Below are 23,959 nucleotides of genomic sequence, written 5' to 3'. Positions count from 1 at the left end.
TTAGGCACTTTGTTCAAAAAATTAAACGTTTTTTTCGGACCTTCTGTACTAGGCCCCGCAATTGTACGAGCACTTTCATCGGCAAAAAATGATCTAATAGAAATTCCTCTCCCCCCATATCAAATATAATTAACCCTTATTTATAATACTCGTTTTAAACATCTCATTTTAAACCTGTCAGCATCTTAAAATCCCAAACAATCTTAGACCTCACAAATCAAAAATTTGTACCTGAATATTCAACAACAAGCCTTTGGATAAAATTCCTAAGTTATTTATATAAGTGGGTATAATTGATAAAAGATTTTTAGCAACTTATCATTCACCTTTCATTTTATATCTACAGAGAACTTTCCTGAGGAAAAGCAGTGGACGACCTGAACGAGTTCCAGACGAGAAAGCAAAAAATAGATGTCCTGCTCCAGGAACAGGGCTGGGACGTGAATGACAGGTCAAAAATTGTCCTCGAAGTTGACACCAAACAATCCGATTTTGCAAAACAGGACTACAAAAGGGTGAACGAAACCCGTAGAAACGATTCCGAAAGCAAGTATGCGGATTACCTGCTCCTTGACAGTACGGGAAAGCCGCTTGCAATTATCGAAGCCAAGCGCACTACTAAAGACCCGCTCCTGGGACAGAAGCAAGCCGAAGAGTATGCCGATGATATAAAGGCACAGACCGGGGAAGACGTTTTCATTTTCCTGTCCAATGGCTATGAAATCTGGTTATGGGACAGGGAACGGTACGGGCTTCGCCTAATAAAGGGCTTTTACACTCAGAAGGACCTGGAGCGGCTGCTCTACCAGAGAAAAAATTCGGAACTGGAAGCCGAAATCGACATTGACGGCAGCATTGTTGACCGGCCTAAGAGCATTGAAGTTGCAACCCGGATTGTCGAGCAGATCCATAAGGGGCACAGGAAAGCCCTGATTGTTATGGCGACCGGAACGGGAAAAACAAGGGTTGCAATGGCAATCATCGACCAGCTTATACGGGAAGGCAGGGTCCAGAGAGTCCTATTTTTGACAGATCGAAAAGCCCTTCGAAAACAGGCTTATGATAAGGGATACCTGCGCTTTTTCCCGGAGGAAACTAAAGATATAATTCTTTCCGGAAACTACAAATCCAGCTGCAGGCTCTACGTTTCAACGATCCAGACCTTCCAGGAGATTTACAACCAGAAAGACAGAAACGGTAGGTACAGGATTTCTCCAGGTTCTTTTGACCTTATCTTTTCGGACGAAGCCCACAGGTCGATTTACTCGAAGTGGAAAGGGATTTTTACCTACCTTGACGCAATCCAGATCGGGCTTACGGCTACGCCTGCCGATATGGTGGACAGGGACACCTTCAGGTTCTTCGAGTGCCATGACGATATTCCGACTGCCCTTTATTCTTACGAAGACGCGGTGAGGGACGGCGTGCTCTGCGATTTTCGGAAGAACATTTCGGGGGCAAGGACATATTTCCAGGTAGAGGGTATCAAGCCGGCTGACCTGACCGAAGGCGAACGGGAAGAACTGATAAAGAAAGGCATTGACCCTGATGAAATCGACTTTGAAGGCACGGAGCTTGAGAAGAAAGTCGCAGTCAAGGGCACGTCCGAGGCGATTGTCCGGGAGTTCATGGAAAACTGCATTACGGACCGGTCCGGGACACTCCCTGCAAAGACGATCTTTTTTGCGATCTCAAAACTGCACGCAAGGAGGCTCTGGGAGGCTTTCGAGAAGCTCTATCCCGAATATAAGGGGACGCTTGCAAGGATTATTGTCTCGGAGGACTCAAGAGCCCAGCATTTAATAGACGACTTCAAGGAAAAGCCCTTCCCGAGGGTTGCAATATCGGTTGACATGATGGACACCGGGATAGATGTCCCCGAGGTCTGCAACCTGGTCTTTGCAAAACCGGTATTTTCAAAAATCAAATTCTGGCAGATGCTTGGCAGGGGCACGCGGGCTGATGGCGCCTGCGAACACAGGGACTGGCTGCCGGACGGGAAAAAGGAATACTTCAAGGTCTTTGATTTCTGGAACAATTTCGAGTACTGGGACATGAACCCCGAAGGTGTGAAAAACGAGTCCCCGGATGCCATCACAAGCCGGATTTTCCTGACCCGGCTCAAGCAGCTTGACGAACTGATGCAGCGCGGGGACCCCGAATCGAAACGCACTGCCGAAGAGGTAAAGGAAAAGATCCTCGGGGACATCAGGGCTCTTCCCATGGATTCGGTAAGCGTCCGGGAACAGCTCCAGGACGTTGAAAAAGCCCTTTCCCCGAAACTCTGGGACAACATCGCAGTTGACCCGATCGATTTCCTGCAAAAGAAAATCACGCCCCTGATGAAGTACAGGCCCGGCGTGGATCTAAAGGAGGCAACCTTCACCCTGCGCTGCGAAAGGCTGGCTTATGCCCTCCTCCAGAACGACCGAAACGAAATCGAGCGCCTGAAAAAGCCAATTGCCGAAATGGTTGACCGCCTCCCCCGCACCCTCGACAAAGTCAGGGAAAAAGAAGCCCTGCTGGACCGCGTCCTTTCCCGCTCCTTCTGGGAAACCGTGAGTTTTGAGGATGTCCAGGCCCTCCTTTCCGAAATCGCCCCCCTGATGCCATACATGGCAAAAGAGCCCCGGGAAACGATCGTAATCGACATGGGAGACCACATTGCCGAACGCAAAGAATGGGAAATCTTCGAAGGAAAAGAACCCGAATACGTGGAATCCTACAAAGAAGAAGTCGAAGCCTGGATCCAAAACCTTGCCGAAACCCACCCCGTCGTCCAAAGAATCATAAACGACGAAACCCTGACCGAATCCGACCTCCAGCTCCTCGAAGAAACCCTCCAGAACTCCGCCCTCTCCCTCAACGAGTCAAAACTGAACCAGCTCTACCGGCACCGGGAAACCCCCCTGGTCGAATTCATCCGCCTGATCCTCAACCTCTACTCCTCCCCCTCCCCCGAAGAAAAAATAAAAGACGCCTTCCAGACCTACATAATTGAAAGCAACAAACAATACTCCGCCGACCAGCTAAACTTCATCCGCACCCTCCAGACCGTCTTCCTCCAGAAAAAGCACATCGATTTCCACACTCTCTGGAACCCACCTTTCACCAACTTCGGCATAAACGCCCCAATGCCCATGTTCAGTCAGGAAGAAATAAATGCCTTCATCGACATCTGCAACGGAGTCGAAAAAGAGATCTTTGCATGAAGGGTTGAAAAATGGAAAAAGAACTGCCGGATGGATGGAAGATAACGAATCTTGAATATATTTGTAATCTTGTCACCGATGGGACACATGATAAAACACCACTTGTAGATAAAAAAATAGGTGTTCCTTTAATTACTTCTAAAGATCTCACTGAAGATGGGATTTCTTTTGAAAATGTAATTTATATAACAAAAGAACAACACCAACAAATAATAAGAAGATCCAAACCGGAAAAGGGAGACATATTATACTCAAAAATAGGAACAATTGGTAAGCCGACCATTGTTGACGTAGACATCGAATTTAGCATAAAAAATGTAGCCTTATTCAAATTAAAGGAAGACATTATCTTCAGTAAATATCTTAGATATTATCTGAAATGGGAACATGTACATAACTCTTTGCTAAAAAGAGCAGACGGTGGGAACCAGAAATTTATACCAATTAATGCACTCAAAAAAATTGAAATAATTTTACCTCCCCTCGAAACCCAACAAAAAATAGTCGCCGTCCTCGAAAAGGCTGAAGAGACGAAAAAGCTCCGGGCACAGGCGGATGAGTTGACACAGCAGCTTCTTCAGAGTGTGTTTTTGGAGATGTTTGACGGCTCACATGCTAATGACTGGCCGGTTACAATTGTAGAAGAAGTAGTGCATCCAAATAAAGGATCAATGCGTACAGGTCCTTTTGGAAGTCAACTTTTGCATAGTGAATTTGTTGAAGAGGGAATTGCAGTACTTGGAATAGATAATGCCGTTAAAAACAATTTTGAATGGGGTAAAAGACGGTTTATTAGCGAATCTAAATATGAAGAACTAAAAAGATATACAGTTTATCCAGGTGATGTTGTTATTACTATTATGGGTACATGTGGTCGTTGTGCCATAGTACCTGATGATATCCCATTATCTATTAACACTAAGCATCTCTGCTGCATTACTCTCAATCAAGAAAAGTGTCTACCAATTTATTTGCATGGTTACTTCTTGCAGCACCCAATTTCAAGGCAGTATCTCTTGTCGAAAGCAAACGGAGCCATCATGGATGGCCTAAACATGAAAATAATTAAAGATATGCCAATAATCATACCACCTATAGAGCTTCAAAAAAAATATGGTGCAATTGTTCAGAAAATTAAAGAAACAAAACAAGCCCAACAACAATCTTCCCTTGAAATAAATACTCTTTTCGACGCCCTCATGCAGAAAGCCTTTAATGGAAATTTATATTCATTTTAATGCAATAATTCAAAAAGTATTTACAGGATATTCCCATACATTCAGTAATAAAATTATAAAGGGGATATTATTGGCAATACCTGAAAATCAATTGGAAGTTTGGGCAAATCCAGCATCACAAGCTAAGTTTAAAGATGCTCATGAATCAATTAGAGAAACCTTGAAAAAATATAATTGGCCTTCTGGAAAACCGACTTATGATGTTTACCTCCAAGGCTCATACAAAAATTCGACCACCACTCGTAAAAACAGTGATGTCGATTTGGTTGTACAGTTAAATTCTTCTTTTGACCGAGATTTAAGTAGCTTATCAGAATATGAAAAAATTTTGTATTTGATGAATCATTCCAAAGCAACGTATCTATGGGAAGATTTTAGATCTGATATACTAAAAGCTCTTAACCAAAAGTATAGTAAGGTCGAAACTGGGAATAATTCTATAAAAGTTGAAACTCCTTATCTAAGTGCTGATGTTGTTGTTTGTATGCAATACAGATTATACAAGAGTTACAGAAGTCCTCAAAATGAATCTTACATAGAAGGAATGACTTTTAAGTCACAGGAAAATGGATGGGTTGTCAATTATCCAAAGCTGCATGTTGAGAATGGAGAACAGAAAAGTGAAAAGACTAATGGTTGGTATAAGAAAACAGTAAGAATGTTTAAGAATGCAAGATTGTACCTTGTTGAACATGGCTTAATTTCTAAGGATTTGGCATCCTCTTATTTTGTCGAATGTTTGCTCTATAATGTTCCTAATTCAAAATTTGGAACCAATCATTATACTACATTCTATAATGTACTGGATTATCTGAACAGTGCAGAAATTGGGGCTTTCAAGTGTCAAAATGGAATTATTGATATTTTTGGAAATTCTCCTGAACAATGGTCAACAAGAAACGCGAGGAACTTTATTGATAAAACCGTGGATCTCTGGAACAACTGGGGAAGATAATGCATTCTTATTCAACAGATGTGAGCAGGTTAAAAATCATAAGCAAAATTGGAACTGCTTCCTTTTTGGCATCCATACTGCTCATAAATTTTTTTGATACAATAATTCAAAAAATAATAATGTGGATTCCGTATCTGGATAAAACTCCCTATATTTCATCCCTGGCAATTTTTGGGTGTATATTTGCACTTTTTTATTTCCTTTTTGATAAAGTTTTGTGGAACGTTACCGTAAAAGGAATAAGCGTATCTAAAACTCCAGATTTAACTGGAGAATGGAAAGGGTATGTCGTTTCTAAATGTGAAGGTAAAACAACAAAAACAGATGTAACTGTCGAAATAGAACAGACCTGGACTTCAATATCCATAACACTCAAAACTACCGCCTCGAGATCAAGAAGTGCAGCTGCTTCAATATTTACTTCTGAATCTCAACTTGTGTATTATTACTTCAATGTACCTCGTTCAACCACCGTAGAAAGCATGCATAAACACTACGGTGTAACTACGCTAAATATAATAGGTAATAGTAAACTTGAAGGAGAATACTTCAACTGTCCCGACAGAGGGACGTATGGTGACATCTTCATTGAAAAAGTGCAGAAAGTTCACTAAAAGGCAACTCCAAAACAATTAAAAACAATTGGTATTTTTAAGTGATCTTATGAGACTCCCACCCGAAAAAAAGTCGAAAATAGACGCCCTCTGGGACCGGTTCTGGAGCGGCGGGCTTTCCAACCCTTTGCAGTCCATTGAACAGATGTCCTACCTTATTTTCATGAAGAGGCTTGAGGACATGGACGTGCTGGAACAGAGACGGGCGAACGCCATGGGGAAGGAATACACGTCCGTCTTCGAAGGGCATGAGGACTGCAGGTGGTCGGCGTGGAAGCATAAGACTGCAGAGGATATGCTCAAGCACGTCCGGGATGTTGTGTTTCCGTTTATCAAGAATATTCATGATGGGGAGAAGACGCTTTTTTCCCAGCATATGAAAGATGCCATGTTCATTATCCCGAAACCTTCTCTTGTACAGGAAGCTGTAGGGATCATTGACGAACTCGACATTTCGGGGCAGACTTCAGATGTGCAGGGAGACATTTACGAGTACCTCTTAAACCAGCTTGCTACTGCAGGGAAGAATGGACAGTTCAGGACACCGAGACATATAATCAGGATGATAGTAGAGCTTGTAGACCCTGATGTTAATGACAGGATCTGCGACCCTGCTTGTGGGACGGCAGGTTTCCTGTTTACGGCTTACAGGTACATCCTCAAAAAGTACACAAGCCCCGATATGGTGACGAAAGACGAGGAAGGGGACTGGCACGGCCTTATAGGAGACCACATAACCGAGCAGAACGCATGGGATAAGCTGCATCAGGACACTTTCTACGGCTTTGATTTTGAATCCACGATGGTCAGGATCGCGCTCATGAACATGGTCTTGCACGGGATCAAAGCCCCTCATATCGAATATACTGACACGCTCTCAAACCAGTACAGCGGAGAAGAAGAGTTCACAGTCATCCTTGCAAACCCTCCCTTCAAGGGGAGCATCGACAAAAACGACATAAACGACAAACTGACCCTCGGCACAACAAAGACTGAACTCCTCTTCGTGGAAAAAATGATCCGCCTGCTGGAAATCGGCGGAAAGTGCGGCGTAATCGTACCTGATGGAGTCCTCTTCGGAAGCTCGACTGCCCACAAAAACCTGCGGAAAATTCTGCTTGAGACCTGCCAGCTCGAAGGAATCGTCTCAATGCCTTCCGGGGTCTTCAAGCCCTATGCGGGAGTTTCCACGGCGGTCCTGGTCTTCACCAGAGGCGGGAGCACGGAAAAGGTCTGGTTCTACGACATGGAAGCCGATGGGTATTCCCTGGACGATAAGCGGACTCCGACAGACATGAAAGGGGATATTCCGGATATAATCGAGAGGTTCCGGAAGAGGAGAGAAGAGAATCCCGGGGACAGGAAGGGGAAGTGTTTCTATGTGCCTGCGGAGGAGATAAAGGCGAATAATTACGATCTATCAATCTCCAGATACAAAGAGATCGAGTATGAGGAAGTGGAGTATGAGAAGCCGGAAGTGATTATTCGGAAGATCGAGGAGATTGAAGGGCGGATTCTGGAGAATGTTGGGGAGTTGAAGGGGATGTTAGGGAAGGGGATGTGATGGATTGCTTATTCATCATTCTCCCCAATCACATCCTGAACTGCCAGCCTGTAGGGTTCGGGGTTTTTGAAATAGCCTTTTGCACGGTCAACGACCTTCTTGAATAAAATAAGGTCCTCTTTTGAAAGGTCCTCAACAGAAAGATACTCCCGAATGAAATTTTCCGAAAATTTCCCGTATAACTGTCCGATAGCTGCGTTAAGGAAGGCAGCGGTAAGGTCAGTTACTTCTGAGAATGAGAGTTTCACTTTTTTATTTATGTGGAAAGCTCCAACAATCGCCTCGTGTATTCTTTGTCCGTCCCCGGAAGCAACACAAAAACCACTTCCTACAGAATCTGCTACACGGATTTTCACGGTATCAATCATGATATTTCCCTTGAAAAGCTAACCTGCATTAGAGTTATTCTGGTTTTTGAGAGATAATTATACCATCTTCATAATAAAACCATATACCCTTCTTTGTATCTGTTCTGGAATAAAAAAGGAGATAGGGTTTCTGATAGCTTTGAAGTATAACTCCGGCAATTCCGGGAAAGTGCACGCGGTGGGCCGTCACAGCCAAAAAATAAAAAATAAGATTTTAAAATCAGACGCCGAACTATTAGAAAAATCACCGGAGTCTAATCGTAGAATTAAAGGTATCAAGGCCAGGTATTTTGATCCGCTTTTATCGAGTACCGGAGTACTCACCGGCCGAAGGCCGGCCTTTCCCTGACTGAAATTAAAAAGAAGTTGAAATAGAAAGCACATGTAAGTTTTTTGAATTGAGAGCTGACACATAAAGATGTAATCATGTACAGTGATATTTTCTTCATTAATTTACGCTGGCGTTTTTTACTTTGCATTCTATTTTTCAATTTATTCTTGGAAAAGCCGGCCGCCTTCGGCGCCCGGTGAGAGTCCCGGTACCCACCAGTCATTCATGAAAACCCAGTTTCGGATTTTCAAAAAACGCCCCATTGAAAGGAAGAAGGCTTATTTCGATTTATTCTAGAAATTAAGGTTGTTTAGGGAAAGTTCATTCAGCTGCCCCAGCACTGGCAAAAAATAAAAAATAAGATTTAAAACTTTGTTTTCAGTCCGCTTGAGCGCAGCGAAACAGACTCCGTGCTCCCGAAGAGGAACTCGGGTAATAAAAAGCAAAACTTAAAAATGTGGTATCAACGCTTTTCTTCAGTACCTTATTCAATATCCTCTTCAGTCATCGCTGCCCCTTTCTCCCAGTTTCCTGAATATTTCCTCCGATTTTGCAGTAAACTCCTCTGCTTCTTTATCCCGGCCCAGGTCTGAGAGAGTTTTTGCATACTCCATGGAGATCCCGGCAACTTCTTCCACATAACCGGAGTCTTCCAGCTCCTCTTCACCTTCTCCAAGGAAAACATAAGCCAGCTCTCTGGATTCTTTTTCAATTTCTTCCAGTTCTTCTTTGTCTACACCTTCAATGAAATCAAGGGCCAGGTCCATGGATTCTTTTGCACTTCCGTATTTCTTTGAAAGGAGGAGGTCCTTTCCACGTTCCATGATTTCGTCAGCCAGTATCATTTTATCAGAAAGGGACCAGAGTTCATCATCGAAAATCATCCCGTAGTACTCAAGGGCTTCCGAATACTGCTCCTCTGCAAGCTCCTCTTTTCCGATTTTCGAATAGAGGAAACCCAGTTTATCATAGGCATTTCCTTTGGCCTTTAATTCTTTCCAGTTTGCCAGGTCATCAATCATTTCTTCAAAGGCTTCAACAACACGCTCTTGCAGCTGAATTGCAGTCTCATAATCCTGCTGCGATAAATAGAGGTCCGTAAGCTTTCCAAGGACCCTGACAAGCTTGCTTCTGTAGAGATCACTTTCATCAAGCAGCTCAAATGCTTTTTCCCTCAGGTCCAGGACTTTTTCGTAATACCGCCTTTCAGTTTCTGGGTCCATATCCTCTGGTCCAGAACCCTCATAGAGATCCCCGATGGAATCGAAAGTTTTGGCAATATCGATTTTGGGGTCCTCATCATCAGGATATTTCTTCAGAAGAATCTCATGGACCTTTATTTCGTTCAGGTAACACTTTTCTGCATTTTCGACACTGCCTGCCTTTTTAAAATGTCTTGCAAGCTCCTGGAAGGTATTTGAAAGGGTGAATTGAAGAACCGAATTCTCATGCTCATCTAAATCGGAAGTCCTGAAAATCTCCAGGGCTTTATCATACAGTACCTGGCCCTCATCCGGTTTATCCATGGAAACCATGGCTGCTCCCCTTTGCAGCAGGACACGGCACACTAGATCCAGTCTCTTTGCTTTTTCCGCAAGTTTTTCGGCTTTATCAAGTTTTTCAAGGGCTTTTTTGTACTTCTTTTTTTCAATGAGGGAAAAGGCATCCTTTAAATTCCTATTTAGCAAATCTTCGGCTTGTCTGGACATAAAGGGAATTTAGACCTCGAGATATTAGAATTAACCGCCTCTTTCGGAAGTTTCCCACAAAAAAACAGCAAACATCACAACCTTCCAGCTAAAGTAACTGAATGTAAGTTGATATCTATCGACCATCTTCTGTTAAGCGATATTTTTGCATACTGCTGCGTGGCTTCTCGGGAATAGTCATCTCTATTAGATTGGCTTCCATGAGTGGATTAAGAATCATCTCACGGAATTTAGGCAGGTTGGTCCTTTCCACCTATTCCGTCAGGTCTGTAATAGAATGAGTGTCTTCAAAGTTCACCAATAGCTTCATCTGATCCACACTTAGTCCCAACTTGGTCCCAACTTGGTCCCTAATAAGTTAACTTGCGGAGTAACTCGCAGAGCTATGATTCCGGCCAGAACCTTACTTGAACCTTCCTGTTACAATTCTTCCTTTAGGAGACGATTTCAGTTATACAGGGAAAGTTCACGCAGCTGTCCCAGCACTGTAAAAATATAAAAAATGAGATATTAAACTCTGCATTTATTTCAGGCAAATACTTGCCATCTACATCGGTAACTTTGCCCCAATACTTACCATCTATATCGGTAATTTTGCCCCAATACTTTCCACCCATATCGGTAACTTTTGAGATTCATAACGAACCCAGCATATCGCTGCTAAGCACAACCGACCTGAACCACCTTACGGCTTCCCCGTAAATTTCCGATATTTTTTGATAGTCACCGATATATCTCTGTGTTTTTCTTTTTCAAGCCGTTTCAGGCCGATTTCGGACTTTTTTGATTGGAATACGAGTTCTTCGGTTAGCCTGTGGTAGCTTTCCAGCCGCTCCTCTGAAATGAGCCCTTCCTCTACCGCCTGCAGGACAGCACAGCCCGGTTCGTCACGGTGGGTGCAGTCTTTGAACCGGCAGTTTTGGGCTGCGTTAATGATATCTGAAAAGGCTTTTTCAAGGCCTTCGGAAGAGTCCCCGAGCTGGATTTCCCTGATTCCGGGGTTGTCTATGACAATTGCGCCGTTGGGGAGCAGGAAGAGCTGGCGGACTGTGGTTGTGTGCCTTCCTTTCTCATCGTCTTTTCGGACGTCTGAGGTTTTCTGGACGGTTTCGTCAAAAAAGGAGTTGATGAGCGTGGATTTCCCGACACCTGAGGAACCGATAAGGGCCACTGTTTCCCCGGGCTTGAGATAAGGGCTGAGGGCATCGAGCCCGGTTTTTGAAAGGGCGCTCAGGAGGATGACCGGCACTGCCCCTGCAATGGACCGTATTTTTTCGACCAGGCGGGCAGAGTCTTCCGCAAGGTCGGACTTGTTCAGTAGAATCACCGGGTTTGCCCCGGAGGAATACACAACGGTAAGGTAGCGTTCGAGCCTTCGCAGGTTGAGGTCTTTTCCTGCTGCAGTTACAATAAAGATGGTATCGATATTTGCAGCAAGCACCTGCTCCCCGCCCCCTTCTCCCGGAGCCCCTCTTGAAAGGCAGGTCCTTCTGGGCAGGATATTTACGACCAGGCGTGAGCCCGTTTCCGGCTGGTCCAGCAAAACGACGAAATCCCCCACCACCGGCTGCTTGCCGATCCGCAGGAGTGCTCCGGAAATTCCCGCCTGCACGGAAGCTCCGGGAATAAGAATGTCGCAGACCGTTTTATGCCGGGACATGACTCTTCCGGCAAGGTAGGGGCCTTCGTAGGCAGAAAAAGCCGATTCAAGTTCTTCATTCCACCCGGGAACGGCCTTCATTCGGTCATGCCCCGGACTTTCCGCTTCAGAATGGTCATTCATTGATTAGAAACTATCAATTTTAAATGGATAAGTCTTTTGATTCATTATTTATCATCAGCCCGATTACACAGCTCACCGGGACTATAAAAATATAAAAAATAAGATTTGGAAAATCCTCACCCAGATAGGCATCCAACCAGATAGGCATCCAACCAGATAGGCATCCAACCAGATAGGCATCTCAACTCGACAGTCACTCCGCTTCAAACTCTATTTATACTAAAGTGGCAAATTCAGAATGATGGATAATACGGCTTTTCCTCAGATTGTTATAATTTTAATTGTCGCTGCTATAACTCTTTCTCTCATTTTCTACCACCAGGGAAAAAAGGTCAATAAGACCGGCAAGTACACAATAAGCTTCGGGGAAGAGAACAGGAAAGAGGATGCAATGGGAACCGGGCTTGCCATTGGCATGTCACTGGGTTTGCTAATTGGCCTCATGACAGATAACATTGCTCTTGGAGTTGCTCTCGGGCCTGCCCTGGGACTGGCAATTGGATCGGCGTTAGGGGCAGACGACAAGGAAAATAAAAAATAGTGTTTGAGGGTGACCGTCTACTGTTAAGCCTGTTTCTAAGAATCAAGGATGGGGTTTGAGAGCCGTTAAAAAATACAATGGATTGTGTATATTTGAAGATATGAAAAGATTTTAACATAATGAAATGTTCAAGATCATACAATCATTCAAGTATTTTGAAAAAATGACTGAATTCATTATATATAGAATTCAAGCTTACAAATCATTGCATTTAATGGAAGTGTGAGCAAGTATAAAACAGAGAAAGTGCCAGAAATATTAAAGGATTATTTAAGTGGGGATTATTTAAGCGGGTATTCTTAAAGAGGGGATTATTTAAGTGGGGAGAGATTAAATGGATCAGGAAACAACCCGTAACCAGAACAGGGGAGAGGAAGAAAATTACACTGGTGAGTATCTGGACCTTCCGGATATTCCCCATCCAGACACTGACAACGTGTTGTATTCAATTTTAAGCTCATTAAATCAGAATATAGCAGACTTTTATACATATTTAAAATTCAAGAACTACCTGTCTGAAGATCAATTAAATTTTGAACTGCTAAAAAGAAGTATGTCCATTCACAGAGATTTTGCAGCTCTATTTCTACACACTAAAGAAGAATTAGTATTAATTTATCCGGAGTTTATAGAGGTAACGGAAAAGCTGTTATTCAAAGGAGAGGTGGGCAAAGATTGCATCAAGTTCACACACAAAATATGTAAAGCAATAAATGACTACAAAATAGCCTTACATAGAGAAGGGTATTTACCGGATTTTAAGAGGCAGCTACCACTAACTGAGATATGATCATTCAGCAGCTTTCTGCAAATTCCGAAGATATAAGGGAGAAAAGTGAACAAACAGACAGCCACTAGTCCCGGGTTTTGCTTCGACCCCTGGTACGGCACTGGGAATGGTATTGTCCTGAAAAATATCGGGTAAAAAAATATCGGTAAAAAAATATCGGTAAAAAAGTTATTGAATAAAAAAATATTGGGTAAAAGTTATTGAGTAATCCTTCTGGCCTCAACATAATATCTTTTTTCGTTTTCTTCTCCGAGTGAAAAGGACTTCTTTGGAAGGACGCCTTTCTTTTCTATAAGAGAGAAGAATTCGCTCTTTTTAAAGGAAGGAAGGAAGAAACCAATAGTATCCGGCTCTTTTCCGAGTTTTTCTACAATTTCGGGGTCGTGTTCATACTCAACCGGATAATCATCAATGATCTCGTCCAGGGTTTCAACCTCCAGGTCATGCCCGGGTTTGTCAAAGACAAGGGTACCACGCCTGTCTTTTGTAATGAATCCGATTGAATGAACGGATGGGGATTCCGCAACTGAAGGTTCCGAAACCGGAGATTCCGAAACCGGAGACTCCACGATCCTTGCGTTGAATCTTTTGAGTAATTTCCCGGGGTCAACGCCTTTTACGACCCTGTGGATCGGTTCAAAGGTCAGGCCGGGGTCATGGATGTTTACGAGTTCGACCATTGCGTACCTTGCAGGATGCTTGTCCGGAACGCTTCCTTTGATGCTTTCCCAGAAACTCTTTGCTGCAGCAAGACTGTGGTTTCCGTCCCCGACAAGAAAGCCCCCGAGGGCCTGGATTTTATCGGAAATTTCTTTAATTGCATTTTCATCATTGACCCTGTACCCGGTGATGTGCCCGCCGTCTTCCATCAGATCGAAATCATAAACAGGATCGGCTGTAATTTTGGGGAGAACGGAAAAGTCCGGGTCCTCATATAAGACCAGGACATGGGAAAGTTCCAGTTCCGCATCCTCTCTTATCTTGACCCTTGTGGGAAGTCTTTCTTTGATTGTCTTTTCAGTTGGCCTGATAAAAGAATAGGACCCATCGAATTCATAGTCATCCAGGTCGACCGCGACAACCAGCCCGGTTCTTTCCTTACCTGAAACCGAGCGCTTTACAAGAATGAAACAGGGACCGTGATCAACAAGAATCTCTTTATAATCACGCATGGCCTGATGAATGTCTTGTACCCTTTTTTCATTTAATGGGAGATATATTTCCGGATAAATAAGCCTAAGAGCAGAAGGGGTATTTCCAACAAAGGCTTCAACCCTTTCCCAGTATTCGATATCCTGGGTGTGCTGGTCACAAGCGATTACTGCCCACTCTTCCCAATTACCCTTCGGAAGAAGAATGTGAGGAACATGCAGCGTCATAGTTAATGAAAAAAGAAGATATGATATAAAGATTTCTAAGATCATTATTTAAGAATAAATATAAAAAGTAAGGAATGAGGGATACACATCTCAGCTACCGCTTCTCAGCTACCGCTTCTCAACTATCACTTCTCAAATGCTTAATTCTCAGCTGTCACTATTCAAATGCCTAACTCTTAACTGCTACCAGATTCTCCTCCACATGATAAGTCCCGGCAAAATATTATTTTCTATGGCACCCATCCACTTAAAAATAGTTATATACTAATGAAGAAAATTCAAAATAATGATCACTCCGGCAGTTGCATTAACAGTTACAATTGTTTTAATCGTCACCACAATAGTTGTTTTCCTGGTCTACAAAAGGATGGAAAAAACGGCTAAGGAGACTGGCAAATACACGAAAGATTTCGCGAAGAAGAACCGAATGGGACTCGGGCTTGCCCTGGGAATGCAGCTGGGTATGCTAATTGGAATTATTATGGGCAACATCGGCCCGGGAATTGCTCTTGGAACTTTCTTTGGAATGGCGATAGGGGGAGCATTCAGTAAAGAGGATGAGGAATAATACGAAAAACTACCTTCCCCTAATGAGGAACACTCGCAAGAACCCACTCGTTTTCCTTAACGGTCTCAAAAGATGATAGGTTTTTCAGGAAAAGTAATGCAAAAAGAGGGTAAAATGTGGAATTAAGGGGTGATTCCACATCGTTAAGTCAATTCCATTAGTCAATTCCATTAGTCACTTTTTTGAAGAAGATTTATCAGGGACATATATAGGCACACATGAAGCTACGGCTCTCCAATCTCCATTATCGGCCCAGCCCGTTATAAGAAAGCTGTATACACCTGTTTCAAGGGGAGCTGCATCCCCGATATCACAGAGAACCACATAGCAGTCATTGATTCCATCATTTTTTTTGCCATTGTCAAAGAAATCGCCTCCTAAATAGAGCACGTCTTGATTAAAATATTGCTTTGCAGTTATGTTTTCCCAGTTCCCCCAATCTCCCCGGGATTCTCCGATATAAGGATAGACGATATCCGGCTCTCCCCTCTTTAAACAGACGGCATCTAAAGTGTCAATACCGTGTAAAAAGCCAAAATGCGGGACGCATATGGAAACAATTTTTTTGTTTGCGGGAATTATATACGCTCCCTGATCCGTTCTTTTGACACCCTCGAAGGAAAGCCCATGTACAACGGGAGCTTCTATCCACCACTTATTTGTTGCACAACTCGTTCTTGTAAGTTCAAGCGGTTTTCCATCCGCTGTCATTCCGAATTGAATCACCGAGTCAGCAGTTGCTGTCCCGGCACTCAGTAAAAGCAAAGCCATTACCAGACAAAATACCGTACACTCTTTTAGTTTCATATTTCCCCCATACCAAAAATCCATTAAAAATAATATATGGACTTCTTTATTCATGTGGGATATATTTTTTGAAACTGCGTTTAGAACAAATCATCCTGATATATTTCCCGTAGATTTCTTTGTGAACATAGAATTGTTGTCATTTTTACTCGCACAGATCCGGAACCACTCAATCCAGTTGCTTCAGGCATGTATTGATATCTAAGAAGCGAGGAATTGACTTAACGACCAGAAAATTTTCCACTTTACAAAAAAACAGATGATCAGAAAACAAAATATATAACTAGAGATATATATGAGTGTTTACTATATACATTATGTCACAGTGTACGCCCGAAAACCCTAATTAAAACGACTTTTAAAGATGATCAAAATTGCACTCCTCCGATAAGCCCAAAATCCTCATCGTTGATGACGAACCGGATCAGGTAGAATTACTGTGTTTGCAGCTTGAAGATGACTACCTCCCAATCCCTGCTAATAGTGGAAAGGAAGCCCTTGATCTCGTGAAAAACCTGAACCCGGACCTAATTTTACTGGACCTGATGCTGCCCGGAGTCGATGGGTTTGAAGTTTGCAGGAGAATCAAAAGCGATCCGGTTTCCAGGTTTATACCTGTGATTATCATTTCCGGATTTTTTGAAAAATCAAATAAGATAAAGGCAGTCGAATACGGGGCTGATGACTTTATCAGCAAGCCTATTGACAGGTTTGAGCTTAAAACAAGGATAAAGTCTCTGATCAGGATAAAAAAGAATTATGAAGCCCTTCAGGAAAGCGAAAACAGGTATAAGCATTTTTTCAATAACAGTCCTGCAGTAACGCTTCTGGTGGAACCTGGGAGAGGCCTCATTGTTGACGCTAATGATCCTGCATGTTCCTATTACGGGTATACGCGGGAAGAACTGACCGCAAAAAGTATTTTTGATATTCATCTAATGTCCGGCGAAAAAGTAGAGGACCTTCAGCAGCTAATCTTCCTTGAAAGAAAAGGCCACTTTCATTCCTCTCACAAACTTGCCAGCGGAGAAATCAGGGACGTAGAAGTGTATACTAACTTTATTAATGTAAAAGACAAGGAACTGCTTTTCACCAACGTTTACGACATCACTGCCAGCAAACAGACCGAAAAAGACCTGCTGGAATCCGAAGAAAAATTCAAAAATCTCGTAGAGATGGCAATTGACGGGATTTTTGTAGAAACCGACCGGGGAGAGATTCTCGACTGCAACAGTTCAGCCTGCAGGATGTTCGGGTATACCAAAGAAGAAATGCTCGGACTGACCATCGCAGACCTTGTCCCCGATGAATTTGCAAAAACCCTGCCCGAGAGAATAACAGCTGAAGAAACCACCGGGGATGTGGCGATCGAGAGGGTAAATAAAAAGAAAGATGGGACGCTATTTCCGACCGAAATCAGCACCAGACTCTTCAAATTGGCCGGGGAAGAGAGGCTGATCGCATATGTAAGAGACATCACGGAGCACAAAAAATCCGAAGAGGCTTTAAAAGCAAGTGAAGAGAAGTTCCGCGCCCTTTTTGAGCATACACCTGACGGCATATTGATCCTTGATTTCGAAGGCAATATCCTGTCCGCAAATGCAGCCGTCGGAAAAATGGTGGATGCTCCGCTGAACGAGGTAATCGGCTCAAACATCTATAAATTCCTGATTCCTGAATCAGGGGCAACCGCCCTGGAAGACCAGATAAACGTCTACAATGGCCGAGGCGGCTATTTGAGGACCTATAAAATTCGGTCCTCAAATGGGGAAACCCTCTGGATAGAGGGCCTGGGCACCCGAATAATGTACCGGAACATGCCGGCAAATATTGTGGTCGTAAGGGACGTAACCGTAAGAAAACAGGCTGAAAAGACCTTAATCGATGCAAAAATGGCTGCCGAAGAAGCAAACCGCACGAAAAGTGAGTTTCTGGCAAATATGAGCCACGAACTCAGGACACCCCTGAACTCGATTATCGGTTTTTCGGACCTGATTGCCGAGGGGACAGCCGGCCCCCTGACAGAAAAGCAGTCCAGGTACATTGGATTTATTTCCGTAAGCGGGAAAAACCTTCTCCGCATCATCAACGACATCCTTGACCTGTCAAAAGCAGAATCAGGAAAAATGGAACTCGAAAGGGAAGAGTTCTGCGTCGGCAAATCCGTTGATAAGGTAATTTCAACCATGCTTCCTCAAACAAAAGAAAAAAACATTATTCTAAGCCACAAACCCGGAACTCAGGCTTTAACCGTCTATGCGGATCTGAGCAAATTCGAGCAGATCATGTACAACCTTTTAAGCAATGCTACAAAGTTCACCCCCGAAGGAGGTTCGATTGATGTTTTCTCAAAGAGGGACGGGGAAATGATCCGGGTAGTTGTCAAGGACACAGGTATCGGTATCTCCGAAGAAGACCTAGACAAAATATTTAACCCTTTTATCCAGATTGACTCTTCTATGAAGCGCTCTTTTGAAGGTACCGGGCTCGGACTTGCCCTGGTAAAGAAGTTTGTCGAAATGCACGGTGGAAAAATCCGGGTGGAAAGCAAATTAGGCGAAGGAACGGCTTTTACCTTTGAATTACCGGCTTCTCCGTCGTCAGGAATGTGATGCAAAGCCAGGCAAAACCAGGCAAAACCAGGCAAAACCAGGCAAAACCAGGCAAAACCAGGCAAGCCTGCCCTTCAGCAGTATTCGACTTTAAGCAATATTCAATTTTCAGCAATATTCGACTTTAAGCAATATTCGACTTTAAGCAATATTCGACTTTAAGCAATATTCGACTTTAAGCAATATTCAATTTTCAGCAATATTCAATTTTCAGCAATATTCAATTTTCAGCAATATTCAATTTTCATCAGTATTCAATTTTATTCTCACATAGTTTCCAGGCTTTGAAAGCCTCAAGGGCTTCTTCCCGGAGAAGCTGGCGAGACTCAATGCTTCGATTCAGTAGAGGGAGTGAAATTTCCCCGTAAATAAAGGAATCATCAAATCCTACGGATCCGGCATCAGACCTGCTCCCGCCAAAAAAGATTTTGTCAAGCCTGGCCCAGTAGATAGCCCCCAAGCACATCGGACAGGGTTCACAGGAAGCGTATATCTCGCAGCCGCTCAGGTCAAAAGTGTTCAGTTTCCGGGCTGCGTCCCTGATGGCATTGACCTCGGCGTGGGCGGTGGGGTCGTTAAGCAAGGTGACCTGGTTATGGCTTTCCGCAATAATTTTCCCATTTCTGGTAATCACGGCGCCGAAAGGCCCTCCTCCTTTTTTCACACTTTCACGGGAAAGTTCGATAGCCCGTCTCATAAACAAAAAAGCATCGTTATCTGACATGTTTTTCTCTCATTTTTGCGTTTTCAAAAGGCCTTCTAAAATATAAAAAAAGTTTTCTGTTTCCTGTTTGAGTTTACATGTAAATAAATGTAATTTATTTTCATAGTAAGCGATCAGAGAATTAGAAACCAGAGAATTTCAATTTATATATCCAAACATCTCCACTATTTTATCAGGCAAATAATCCCGATTTCCCTCATCAACCGTCAAAACCTCAAACTCTTCCCGCACCTTCTGCGCCAGAGGATGTTTGCTGGACCTGTGCAGCACAGCCAGCACCTGCCTTTCCGACTCCAGAATATCTTCCACGGCCGAAATAAACTCTTCGGATTTAAGTTCCATCGGTCCGATTTCATCGATTACAACAAGGTCGCAGTCCAGAGCAGCCATGAGTGCACCCGCAGCTATCCCGGCAAGGTCTTCCAGGTTCACGTGATACTTTCCAACCCTCGGACCACTACCCTTGACATGACCCAGGATACCGGTCTTTCCGGTTGCCAGGTCTTCGATTGAAAAACCTTCCCTTTTCCCTTCCTTCCGGATTTCAGCAGTCCGGATGCCACCGATTTTGAGCCCCTGTTTCTCGGCCAGCTTCCCGGCTGCCTTTGCAACGACTGTTGATTTCCCTACACCCGGCTTCCCTGTTACTGCAATTCTCCGCATGAAAACACACCCTCTATCTGTCCTGCGTCAAAAAACGTTAACTAACTTGTTGTTTACCAGACAGCATTTATCAAATTGTTGTTTACCTGAGTTATAAATGACAAAAACAAGTATCTTCACGACGCTGCCTATAAAAACATTGATTTACATATAATTTACATATAGTATACTACAACTGAATTACTTTAAAATTTACCAAATACAACTGCATTCATGCAGATTAAACCCGGGGGAAATAATTTTGGCTACAGATCAGGAAATTCTGGCAAGAATTGAGGGAATAGAGAACCGGCTGGAAAAAATGGAAGCGACTCTTGAAAGCATAAACAAGACCCTGAAAAGGGTTGAAGATATCACAAACTTCGGATGTACGGTGGAAGGCGGGCAGTACGACTGAAAAACGTTAACTCTTCTCTTTTATTTTTGGTTTATATTGAACCAGTTTACGTTTAGGTGGTTTTTGGACATCAAATTCAGTTCAGGTTTGCTGCTACTTTTCATGCTCTATTTAATATTAACCTTTTAACGGTACGTTTTGAGATTTTACTACCAATATAAAGGTAAATATATCAGGCATTTTACTACCAATATAAAGGTAAATATATCAGGCATTTTACTACCAATATAAAGGTAGTATTCAGATTTTCATATTATATTTCAAGGAAAAGCCGGCCGCCTTCGGCGCCCGGTGAGAGCCCCGGGACATTGAAAGCAAGAAAAAAAGCGGATTCTGGGATTTTTAATGAAAGCAGAGGGTAACGAAAATAACGAAAAAGCCCTCTTCTAACTTATTCCCGTTCTTCGAACTTATTCTCGTTCTTTTAGTTTATTCTCGTTCTTCTAACTTATTCCCGGTTATGAATAATCTCGTAAGTGACCCTTCTTTTGTCGATACAATCCCTCACAAGCTTCTCCCTCCGGGAAAGGACAGCGGTCTTTCCGGACTTCACCTCTACGAAAACAACTTTGTTCATATCTCCCTCGGAAAGGCCGTCAAAAACTATGAAATCCACAGGTGTGCCCAGGAACCGTGCGTCCTTCGGGTTATATTCGAAGTCCGGGAAATAGGGGATAAGGTGTTCCGTGACTTTGCCACGGATGACGGCTTCACTTTTCTTTACGGCATCCTGGCGGATCTTTTTTTCTTCGTCTATTTTCCAGGACCTGAACATGTTGTCAGCTCTTTCGGAGACCTGCTTTTCCATCTCGCGGGTCTGCCAGGTCTCGAAGAGGTCGCGGGCCCGGGACTCCACCCGGCCTTTCATCTGGATGTATTTGAACAGGATATAAACTGCAAAGAGAGCAAGAAAGATGATCAGGGTTGGAATGAGCCAGTCGTTCATAACAAATTCTCCGATAAGGGTTGAATTTTTTAGATCTGTAAGGGTAAGTGACGCAAAGAGTACAGGATTTCCGCAAATGGTCATTGAATTAAAAATAATTGGTACAGCTATTTAAACATTCCAGTACAATTTCGGTGTTTACTGGCGCATTCTGCTGAGAAGGGAGGGGCATTGATTCATAATTTTTCGGACAAATTTGGCAAAACATAAATACGATAAATATAATTTCTGGTTTTCATTTCACCAAAAAACAATGAAAAGAGTTATCGAAGAAAGGAAAAAGGAAGAAAAGAAAAAGAGGCAACAAACAGAAGGGACAGGAGATGAGTGAACAGCATAAAAACCTTTTCATGAGCGCCTTAAAAACCACAATTCCCGTGTTTCTCGGCTACATCCCCCTGGGAATGGCTTTCGGGTTCCTGCTCGACGGGGCAGGTTATCACTGGGTCTATGCCCTTATAATGGCAATTTTCATCTATGCAGGCTCGGGGCAGTTCCTGGCAGTAGCCCTGCTGGCGGCAGGAGCCGGGATTACGGAATTTGTGATTGCCACGCTGCTCCTGAACCTCAGGCACTCCTTTTACGGCCTTTCCCTCCTTGACAGGTTCTCCGACGTCGGGAAGGTCAAGCCCTACCTGATCTTTGCGCTCACGGACGAGACCTATGCGCTCCTTACTTCAACAGAAGTCCCCGCCGGCGGCTCGAAGGCAAAGTTTTACCTCTACATAGCCGCCCTTGACCACCTCTACTGGATAGCAGGCTGCGTCCTCGGGGCAGTGCTCGGCTCCCTGCTCGACCTCAACCTGGAGGGCATGGCTTTCGTGCTGACAGCCCTTTTCGTAGTGCTTACCATCGAGCAGTATTTCAACTCAAGCTCGCGCTTCCCCTTCATGGCAGCCCTCGGGGCAGGGGTTGTCTCTCTGCTGCTTTTCAGCCCGGAAAATATGCTTCTGCTCTCGATCATCCTGGGGACTCTTGTCCTGATCGCACACGAGAAATTCGTGGGAGAGAAAACCGGGAATGTCCCGCAGCCTCCTGCACAGGTGGCTGAAAGCAAAGTGAAGGAGGAAAGCTCATGACGGAAACGCTGGGAACAATGCAAATGCTTGTGATCATCACAGCCACTGCCCTTGCGACCTTTGCCACAAGGGCGCTCCCCTTCATCTGTTTCAGCTGCAGGGCTCCCCCGGAAGGGCTCTCAGCGATCGAAAAGAACCTGCCTCCAATGATCCTGCTGCTCCTGGTCATCTATTGCCTGAAAGACGTTCAATGGTTTGCCGCACCCTACGGGTTTCCTGAACTCTTCACAATCGGGATGGTGGCAGGTCTGCACCTCTGGAAACGAAACGCCATGCTCAGCATCTTCGCAGGGACAGGGCTTTACATGCTGCTCGTGCAGTGCGACGTGTTTTCATTCCTTTAATACGTGAAGAATCCGCTAATGCACGGTGAAAGCACTGAAGCACAGTAAAAGCGATGATGAATGATGAAAACCTGATGCGTGATGCACAAACTAGTTCTGGATGCACGCACTGATGCAAGAGCCCTGCACAAGTTTTATATAGGTCACCCTCGATACATCCCGCTGAAGTGACCTTCATGAATGAAAAAAAAGTTGATTTACCTTCACTCAAAAGCAAAGGCTTCCTGCCCCAGAAGCAGGAAAACACTTTTTCCATGCGCCTGCACAGCACAGGCGGCCGCATCGAGACAGCACAGCTCCGGGCTATTGCCGACGCCGCCGAGAAATACGGAGACGGGCACATCCACATCACTTCAAGACAGGGAATCGAAATCCCCTTTGTCAAACTGGAAAACACGGACATCATCATCGAAGCAATGGAAAACGCCGACCTTTTCGGGGGAGCCTCCGGCAAAAAGGTCAGGGGAGTTGTGGCCTGCCAGGGAAACACCGTTTGCAACCACGGGCTGATCAACTGCCCGGAAATCGCAGAAAAAATCGACGCCATGTACTTCGGGACCTACGCTCCCAAGAAGTTCAAGATCGCAGTCACAGGCTGCCCCGCCGCCTGCATGAAACCCCAGGAAAACGACTTCGGGATAATGGGCATGGTCCTCCCGACCTGGGTGGAAGAAAACTGCGTGGACTGCGGACGCTGTGTAAAGACCTGCAAGGCAGGTGCCCTCAGCATCGAAGATGGAAAACTACAGATCGACAGGGAAAAGTGCATCCTCTGCGGGGAATGCATTGCAGCCTGCAGAAAAGGCGCACTTCGGGCAGAAAAAACCGGCTATACTATTTTTGTGGGCGGGAAAGTGGGCCGCTTCCCGAGAGCCTGCACGAAACTCCTCGAAATGGCAGATGAGGAACAGCTCTTCTCAGTCCTCGAAAAAACCCTGGAATATTACAGGGAACACGGGATGGAAGGAGAGAGATTCGGGGACCTGCTGGACAGGCTCGGGTTTGAGAAATACAGGGAAACAATTTTTTGATAAGCTAAAGAAGGGTCACAGGAATCTAAACTTGTGGATCCATTCCTAGATTTATTTCAGTCGAATACCCCGTAGCTTGCTGCGGGGATGGATACTTCCCCAGTAACCGTTAGTGACAATGCTAATGCTCAATTCCACTTTTTGTTTGTTAAGTTCTGCTCGAACTAAACCGTATTATGTCTAATGTCTTCTTTTACGGAATTTTCAGCGGTGGCGCGAACATACCCCGTTGCTTGCAGCGGGGTGCGCCAGCGCAACTTTGATTTTCAAGAGGAGAATTGTAGTCTCCATTCGGGAGAGCTTT

The 23,959-nt window shown here is 44.1% G+C and carries 23 protein-coding genes; 14 read left to right on the top strand and 9 right to left on the bottom strand.

The window, feature by feature from the left end:
* Positions 1-368 precede the first annotated feature (368 nt).
* The 5 genes from MSMTP_RS07140 to MSMTP_RS07120 are packed head-to-tail and all read left to right on the top strand — an operon-like array spanning position 369 to position 7,583.
* Positions 369-3,212, top strand: coding sequence for a DEAD/DEAH box helicase family protein (locus tag MSMTP_RS07140; RefSeq protein WP_048178423.1), 2,844 nt, complete (start codon positions 369-371; stop codon positions 3,210-3,212).
* Positions 3,213-3,223: 11 nt separating this feature from the next.
* Complete coding sequence (locus tag MSMTP_RS07135; protein ID WP_082090536.1) at positions 3,224-4,450, top strand: restriction endonuclease subunit S; 1,227 nt, start codon at positions 3,224-3,226, stop codon at positions 4,448-4,450.
* On the top strand, positions 4,428-5,405 hold the full coding sequence (locus MSMTP_RS07130; protein WP_197076162.1) for a nucleotidyltransferase: 978 nt from the start codon (positions 4,428-4,430) through the stop codon (positions 5,403-5,405). The genes MSMTP_RS07135 and MSMTP_RS07130 overlap by 23 nt, the downstream gene beginning before the upstream one ends.
* The gene (locus MSMTP_RS07125) at positions 5,405-6,019 is read left to right on the top strand and encodes a hypothetical protein (RefSeq protein WP_048178422.1); all 615 of its coding nucleotides are present in this window, start codon (positions 5,405-5,407) and stop codon (positions 6,017-6,019) included. The genes MSMTP_RS07130 and MSMTP_RS07125 overlap by 1 nt, the downstream gene beginning before the upstream one ends.
* A 49-nt stretch (positions 6,020-6,068) precedes the next feature.
* Positions 6,069-7,583 carry a class I SAM-dependent DNA methyltransferase gene (locus tag MSMTP_RS07120; protein ID WP_048178421.1) on the top strand — a complete coding sequence of 505 codons (1,515 nt, stop codon included), beginning with the start codon at positions 6,069-6,071 and terminating at the stop codon, positions 7,581-7,583.
* Between the two features lie 8 nt (positions 7,584-7,591).
* Here MSMTP_RS07120 and MSMTP_RS07115 read toward each other — a convergent pair whose 3' ends face one another.
* From MSMTP_RS07115 to rsgA, 4 genes are all read right to left on the bottom strand, one after another.
* Positions 7,592-7,951, bottom strand: a complete 360-nt coding sequence (locus MSMTP_RS07115) for an STAS-like domain-containing protein (protein WP_048178420.1) — start codon at positions 7,949-7,951, stop codon at positions 7,592-7,594.
* An 831-nt stretch (positions 7,952-8,782) separates the two neighbouring features.
* Complete coding sequence (locus MSMTP_RS07110) at positions 8,783-9,991, bottom strand: lipopolysaccharide assembly protein LapB (RefSeq protein ID WP_048178419.1); 1,209 nt, start codon at positions 9,989-9,991, stop codon at positions 8,783-8,785.
* Between the two features lie 115 nt (positions 9,992-10,106).
* On the bottom strand, positions 10,107-10,244 hold the full coding sequence (locus MSMTP_RS20350; protein WP_369799619.1) for a Fic family protein: 138 nt from the start codon (positions 10,242-10,244) through the stop codon (positions 10,107-10,109).
* 432 nt (positions 10,245-10,676) lie between these two features.
* Positions 10,677-11,732 carry a ribosome small subunit-dependent GTPase A gene (rsgA, locus tag MSMTP_RS07100; protein ID WP_231582952.1) on the bottom strand — a complete coding sequence of 352 codons (1,056 nt, stop codon included), beginning with the start codon at positions 11,730-11,732 and terminating at the stop codon, positions 10,677-10,679.
* Positions 11,733-12,012: 280 nt separating this feature from the next.
* On the opposite strand from rsgA, the gene MSMTP_RS07095 reads away from it, so the two are divergent.
* Positions 12,013-12,315: a hypothetical protein gene (locus MSMTP_RS07095; RefSeq protein WP_048178416.1), complete on the top strand. Its 303-nt coding sequence runs from the start codon at positions 12,013-12,015 to the stop codon at positions 12,313-12,315.
* Positions 12,316-12,649: 334 nt separating this feature from the next.
* Positions 12,650-13,105: a hypothetical protein gene (locus tag MSMTP_RS07090; protein ID WP_048178415.1), complete on the top strand. Its 456-nt coding sequence runs from the start codon at positions 12,650-12,652 to the stop codon at positions 13,103-13,105.
* A 197-nt stretch (positions 13,106-13,302) separates the two neighbouring features.
* On the opposite strand, the gene MSMTP_RS07085 is transcribed toward MSMTP_RS07090, so the two are convergent.
* Positions 13,303-14,484 (bottom strand): DUF1015 domain-containing protein, encoded by a 1,182-nt coding sequence (locus MSMTP_RS07085; RefSeq protein ID WP_048178414.1) that lies wholly within the window; start codon positions 14,482-14,484, stop codon positions 13,303-13,305.
* Positions 14,485-14,770: 286 nt separating this feature from the next.
* Between MSMTP_RS07085 and MSMTP_RS07080 the strand changes: the two genes are divergently transcribed.
* Complete coding sequence (locus tag MSMTP_RS07080; protein ID WP_197076161.1) at positions 14,771-15,052, top strand: hypothetical protein; 282 nt, start codon at positions 14,771-14,773, stop codon at positions 15,050-15,052.
* A 174-nt stretch (positions 15,053-15,226) separates the two neighbouring features.
* Here MSMTP_RS07080 and MSMTP_RS07075 read toward each other — a convergent pair whose 3' ends face one another.
* Positions 15,227-15,913: a hypothetical protein gene (locus MSMTP_RS07075; RefSeq protein ID WP_156153718.1), complete on the bottom strand. Its 687-nt coding sequence runs from the start codon at positions 15,911-15,913 to the stop codon at positions 15,227-15,229.
* Between the two features lie 320 nt (positions 15,914-16,233).
* On the opposite strand from MSMTP_RS07075, the gene MSMTP_RS07070 reads away from it, so the two are divergent.
* Positions 16,234-18,471 carry a PAS domain S-box protein gene (locus MSMTP_RS07070; RefSeq protein ID WP_082090535.1) on the top strand — a complete coding sequence of 746 codons (2,238 nt, stop codon included), beginning with the start codon at positions 16,234-16,236 and terminating at the stop codon, positions 18,469-18,471.
* A gap of 247 nt (positions 18,472-18,718) precedes the next feature.
* Here the strand turns inward: MSMTP_RS07070 and MSMTP_RS07065 are convergent, their stop codons facing one another.
* Complete coding sequence (locus MSMTP_RS07065; protein WP_048178412.1) at positions 18,719-19,195, bottom strand: nucleoside deaminase; 477 nt, start codon at positions 19,193-19,195, stop codon at positions 18,719-18,721.
* Between the two features lie 138 nt (positions 19,196-19,333).
* Positions 19,334-19,858 carry an NTPase gene (locus MSMTP_RS07060; protein WP_048178411.1) on the bottom strand — a complete coding sequence of 175 codons (525 nt, stop codon included), beginning with the start codon at positions 19,856-19,858 and terminating at the stop codon, positions 19,334-19,336.
* A 241-nt stretch (positions 19,859-20,099) separates the two neighbouring features.
* Between MSMTP_RS07060 and MSMTP_RS19065 the strand changes: the two genes are divergently transcribed.
* Positions 20,100-20,255, top strand: coding sequence for a hypothetical protein (locus tag MSMTP_RS19065; protein WP_156153717.1), 156 nt, complete (start codon positions 20,100-20,102; stop codon positions 20,253-20,255).
* 448 nt (positions 20,256-20,703) lie between these two features.
* Here MSMTP_RS19065 and MSMTP_RS07055 read toward each other — a convergent pair whose 3' ends face one another.
* Positions 20,704-21,201: a Holliday junction resolvase-like protein gene (locus MSMTP_RS07055; protein ID WP_048182945.1), complete on the bottom strand. Its 498-nt coding sequence runs from the start codon at positions 21,199-21,201 to the stop codon at positions 20,704-20,706.
* Positions 21,202-21,397: 196 nt separating this feature from the next.
* Between MSMTP_RS07055 and MSMTP_RS20170 the strand changes: the two genes are divergently transcribed.
* The 4 genes from MSMTP_RS20170 to MSMTP_RS07040 all read left to right on the top strand — a co-directional run bounded on the left by MSMTP_RS20170 (position 21,398) and on the right by MSMTP_RS07040 (position 23,655).
* Entirely contained in the window at positions 21,398-21,532 is a 135-nt protein-coding gene (locus MSMTP_RS20170) for a hypothetical protein (protein WP_255351022.1), read from the top strand.
* Positions 21,525-22,280 (top strand): AzlC family ABC transporter permease, encoded by a 756-nt coding sequence (locus MSMTP_RS07050; protein ID WP_048178410.1) that lies wholly within the window; start codon positions 21,525-21,527, stop codon positions 22,278-22,280. Before MSMTP_RS20170 ends, MSMTP_RS07050 begins: the two co-directional genes overlap by 8 nt.
* On the top strand, positions 22,277-22,624 hold the full coding sequence (locus tag MSMTP_RS07045; RefSeq protein ID WP_048178409.1) for a branched-chain amino acid transporter permease: 348 nt from the start codon (positions 22,277-22,279) through the stop codon (positions 22,622-22,624). The genes MSMTP_RS07050 and MSMTP_RS07045 overlap by 4 nt, the downstream gene beginning before the upstream one ends.
* 176 nt (positions 22,625-22,800) lie before the next feature.
* Positions 22,801-23,655: a 4Fe-4S binding protein gene (locus MSMTP_RS07040; protein WP_048178408.1), complete on the top strand. Its 855-nt coding sequence runs from the start codon at positions 22,801-22,803 to the stop codon at positions 23,653-23,655.
* The last annotated feature ends 304 nt before the right edge of the window (positions 23,656-23,959 follow it).

This window comes from Methanosarcina sp. MTP4, assembly GCF_000970045.1.
Taxonomy (GTDB): domain Archaea; phylum Halobacteriota; class Methanosarcinia; order Methanosarcinales; family Methanosarcinaceae; genus MTP4.
Note: the sequence above shows the minus strand (reverse complement) of the source record. Positions and strands in the feature narration are given on the sequence as shown.

Coding starts and splice junctions, on each gene's coding strand:
- MSMTP_RS07090 (WP_048178415.1), top strand. CDS start 12,650: ATGGATCAGGAAACAACCCGTAACCAGAACAGGGGAGAGGAAGAAAAT.
- MSMTP_RS07055 (WP_048182945.1), bottom strand. CDS start 21,201: ATGAACGACTGGCTCATTCCAACCCTGATCATCTTTCTTGCTCTCTTT.
- MSMTP_RS07050 (WP_048178410.1), top strand. CDS start 21,525: ATGAGTGAACAGCATAAAAACCTTTTCATGAGCGCCTTAAAAACCACA.
- MSMTP_RS07040 (WP_048178408.1), top strand. CDS start 22,801: ATGAATGAAAAAAAAGTTGATTTACCTTCACTCAAAAGCAAAGGCTTC.
- MSMTP_RS07120 (WP_048178421.1), top strand. CDS start 6,069: ATGAGACTCCCACCCGAAAAAAAGTCGAAAATAGACGCCCTCTGGGAC.
- MSMTP_RS07135 (WP_082090536.1), top strand. CDS start 3,224: ATGGAAAAAGAACTGCCGGATGGATGGAAGATAACGAATCTTGAATAT.
- MSMTP_RS07125 (WP_048178422.1), top strand. CDS start 5,405: ATGCATTCTTATTCAACAGATGTGAGCAGGTTAAAAATCATAAGCAAA.
- MSMTP_RS07045 (WP_048178409.1), top strand. CDS start 22,277: ATGACGGAAACGCTGGGAACAATGCAAATGCTTGTGATCATCACAGCC.
- MSMTP_RS07060 (WP_048178411.1), bottom strand. CDS start 19,858: ATGCGGAGAATTGCAGTAACAGGGAAGCCGGGTGTAGGGAAATCAACA.
- MSMTP_RS07115 (WP_048178420.1), bottom strand. CDS start 7,951: ATGATTGATACCGTGAAAATCCGTGTAGCAGATTCTGTAGGAAGTGGT.
- rsgA (WP_231582952.1), bottom strand. CDS start 11,732: ATGAAGGCCGTTCCCGGGTGGAATGAAGAACTTGAATCGGCTTTTTCT.
- MSMTP_RS07130 (WP_197076162.1), top strand. CDS start 4,428: ATGGAAATTTATATTCATTTTAATGCAATAATTCAAAAAGTATTTACA.
- MSMTP_RS07075 (WP_156153718.1), bottom strand. CDS start 15,913: ATGAATAAAGAAGTCCATATATTATTTTTAATGGATTTTTGGTATGGG.
- MSMTP_RS07065 (WP_048178412.1), bottom strand. CDS start 19,195: ATGTCAGATAACGATGCTTTTTTGTTTATGAGACGGGCTATCGAACTT.
- MSMTP_RS07080 (WP_197076161.1), top strand. CDS start 14,771: ATGATCACTCCGGCAGTTGCATTAACAGTTACAATTGTTTTAATCGTC.
- MSMTP_RS07085 (WP_048178414.1), bottom strand. CDS start 14,484: ATGACGCTGCATGTTCCTCACATTCTTCTTCCGAAGGGTAATTGGGAA.
- MSMTP_RS07110 (WP_048178419.1), bottom strand. CDS start 9,991: ATGTCCAGACAAGCCGAAGATTTGCTAAATAGGAATTTAAAGGATGCC.
- MSMTP_RS07095 (WP_048178416.1), top strand. CDS start 12,013: ATGATGGATAATACGGCTTTTCCTCAGATTGTTATAATTTTAATTGTC.